The 2987-nt window shown below is 63.0% G+C and carries 3 protein-coding genes; all 3 read left to right on the plus strand.

The features are described from left to right. Positions 1-168: 168 nt before the first annotated feature. Positions 169-1206, plus strand: a complete 1038-nt coding sequence (hemE, locus tag Q0071_RS14970) for a uroporphyrinogen decarboxylase (protein ID WP_298171144.1) — start codon at positions 169-171, stop codon at positions 1204-1206. Positions 1207-1281: 75 nt separating this feature from the next. Next, a complete protein-coding gene (locus Q0071_RS14975) occupies positions 1282-1725 on the plus strand; it encodes a CopD family protein (protein WP_298171147.1) in 444 nt (147 codons plus the stop codon). Positions 1726-1898: 173 nt separating this feature from the next. After that, a partial coding sequence (gene rho / locus Q0071_RS14980; RefSeq protein WP_298171150.1) for a transcription termination factor Rho occupies positions 1899-2987 on the plus strand: 1089 nt, incomplete at its 3' end.

The raw sequence follows: 2987 nt of genomic DNA on the forward strand, positions 1-2987 counted from the left end.
ACAAGTTTCGCTTGCCCCCGGAACCGTTCAGAGTCGCTGACACGCTTTTTTGTGGAGACAGCAGGACAATTCGGGCAGATGCATGTCGTCCCCGCTATCCACAGGGCCAACTAACTACCACCATCTGATTCAAAAGAATCTATAGATTAGATCTGGACCGATGCACTGATGCCAAGCCCTGCCGAAAAGCCGCTTCTCGCCACCCTCAAGGGGGCAAATCTTTCCCGCCGTCCGATCTGGCTGATGCGCCAGGCAGGGCGCTACCTTCCTGAGTATCGCGAACTGCGGGCCGAGAAGGGCGGATTCCTCGCATTGGTCTATGATTCCGAGGCTGCTGCGGAAATCACGCTGCAGCCGCTGCGCCGGTTCGGTTTCGACGGGGCGATCCTGTTCTCGGATATCCTGATCGTGCCCTATGCGATGGGTCAGGATCTCCAGTTCCTCGCCGGCGAAGGTCCGGCGCTTTCCCCCCGCCTGCTAGATGCGGGTCTGGAGACGCTCAGGAGCGTCGCTGAGCGCCTCACGCCGATCTATGACACCGTGGGCCTGGTCAGTGCCGCCCTGCCGCCTGAGGCGACCATGCTGGGCTTTGCAGGCAGCCCCTGGACCATCGCGACCTACATGGTGGCTGGCGAGGGCAGCCGTGACCAGCACGAGACCCGTGCACTCGCCTATCGCGACCCGGGTGCCTTCCAGGCGATCATCGATGCGATTGTCGATGTGACGGTCGAATACCTCAGCGGCCAGGTGAAGGCCGGCGCGGAAGGTCTGCAGCTTTTCGACAGCTGGGCCGGCAGCCTTGCTCCCGCCGAGTTCGAACGCTGGGTGATCGGCCCCAATGCGCGGATCACCGAGGCCATGCACAAACTGCATCCAGACGTTCCGATCATCGGCTTCCCCAAGGGCGCGGGCGAGAAGCTGGCGGCTTATGCTGAGGGCACCGGCGTCGATGCCATCGGCGTAGACGAGACGATCGACCCGGTCTGGGCGGCGAAGACCCTGCCCGCGGGCCTGCCGGTGCAGGGCAATCTCGATCCGCTGCTGCTGCTGGCAGGCGGGCCGGCACTGGAAGAAGGCGCACGGCGCGTGCTCGACGTGTTCGCCGATCGTCCGCATGTGTTCAATCTGGGCCACGGCATCGGGCAGTTCACGCCGATCCCGCATGTCGAGCGCTTGCTTGAAGTGGTGCGCGGGTGGTCGCACTGAAGCGTGCTGGCGGCGGGGTGAACCGCCCCAAATCTCAAGTTCCGGACGGGCTGCGAAAGCGCTAATCTTCGCAGAATGATGCAGGTGATCGCGATGCTCTATCTCTGGCTCAAGGCCGGCCATGTCATTTTCGTGATCTTCTGGATGGCGGGGCTGTTCATGCTACCGCGCTTCTTCGTCTATCATCAGGAAGCGCCCGAAGGATCGCCAGAAAACGCGATCTGGATCGACCGCGAGCGCAAGCTGATGAAGATCATCATGTGGCCGTCGCTGTTCGTTGTCTGGGGCTTCGGCCTGGCGCTTGCGGTGAGCGGGGAATGGTTCACGCAAGGCTGGTTTCATGCGAAGCTCGCGCTTGTGCTGGTACTCAGCGGTTATCACCTGTGGCTCGCCACCTATGCCGCCAAGCTGGCGCGGGGCGAGCGGCAACTGACCGGGCGCCAACTGCGCCTGCTCAACGAGATTCCAGGCGTGACCGCAGCGCTGATTGTGGTGCTGGTGATCGTCAAGCCGTTCTGATCAGGCTGTTCGGGGCTGGGCCGTTCTTTGATTGACGCACTCGGTGGCGGAGCCTAAACGCGCTGAGCATACCGGTTTGGCAGCGCGATGACGCCCTGCCCCCATTGGTCCGCTTTCCCCAAGCCCAACGACCATCCGGCGCGCGCGATTGCCCCTATTCGGATAAAGAAAAGATGCATCTCAAGGAACTGAAGAAGAAGACGCCCGCCGAACTCGTCCAGATGGCCGAGGAGCTCGATGTCGAGGGTGCGAGCACGCTGCGTCGGCAGGATCTCATGTTCGCCATTCTCAAGGAAGTGGCGGAAGACGGCGAGGAAATCCTCGGCATCGGCACGATCGAAGTGCTGCCGGATGGCTTCGGCTTCCTGCGTAGCCCCGAGGCGAACTACCTCGCCGGCCCGGACGATATCTATGTTTCGCCCAACCAGGTCCGCAAGTGGGGCCTGCGCACTGGCGATACCGTGGAAGGCGAGATCCGCGCCCCCAAGGACGGCGAGCGCTATTTCGCGATCACGCGCCTGATCAAGGTCAACTTCGACGAGCCCGATGCGGTTCGCCACCGCGTCAACTTCGACAACCTCACCCCGCTCTATCCCAACGAGCGCCTGCGGCTCGATACGCTTGACCCCACCGTCAAGGACAAGTCGGCCCGCGTGATCGACCTCGTCAGCCCGCAGGGCAAGGGCCAGCGCGCGCTGATCGTGGCGCCGCCGCGCACCGGCAAGACCGTGCTGCTGCAGAACATGGCGAAAGCGATCACCGACAACCATCCGGAAGTGTTCCTGCTGGTGCTGCTGGTCGATGAACGCCCCGAGGAAGTGACCGACATGCAGCGCAGCGTGAAAGGTGAGGTGATCTCCTCGACCTTCGACGAGCCTGCTAGCCGCCACGTGCAGGTCGCCGAAATGGTGATCGAGAAGGCCAAGCGCCTCGTCGAGCACAAGCGCGATGTCGTGATCCTGCTCGATTCGATCACCCGCCTCGGCCGCGCCTACAACACCGTGGTGCCGAGCTCGGGCAAGGTGCTGACCGGCGGTGTCGACGCCAACGCGTTGCAGCGGCCCAAGCGCTTCTTCGGTGCCGCGCGCAACATCGAGGAAGGCGGCTCGCTTTCGATCATCGCCACCGCGCTGATCGATACCGGCAGCCGCATGGACGAAGTCATCTTCGAAGAGTTCAAGGGCACCGGCAACTCGGAAATCGTGCTCGACCGCAAGGTGGCGGACAAGCGCATCTTCCCGGCGCTGGATGTGGGCAAGAGC

This window comes from Novosphingobium sp., from assembly GCF_027486195.1.
In the GTDB taxonomy this organism is placed as follows: domain Bacteria; phylum Pseudomonadota; class Alphaproteobacteria; order Sphingomonadales; family Sphingomonadaceae; genus Novosphingobium.

What these genes read in the sequence shown, in the direction of transcription:
- hemE (WP_298171144.1), top strand. Translation starts at nt 169, where the DNA reads ATGCCAAGCCCTGCCGAAAAGCCGCTTCTCGCCACCCTCAAGGGGGCA.
- Q0071_RS14975 (WP_298171147.1), top strand. Translation starts at nt 1,282, where the DNA reads ATGATGCAGGTGATCGCGATGCTCTATCTCTGGCTCAAGGCCGGCCAT.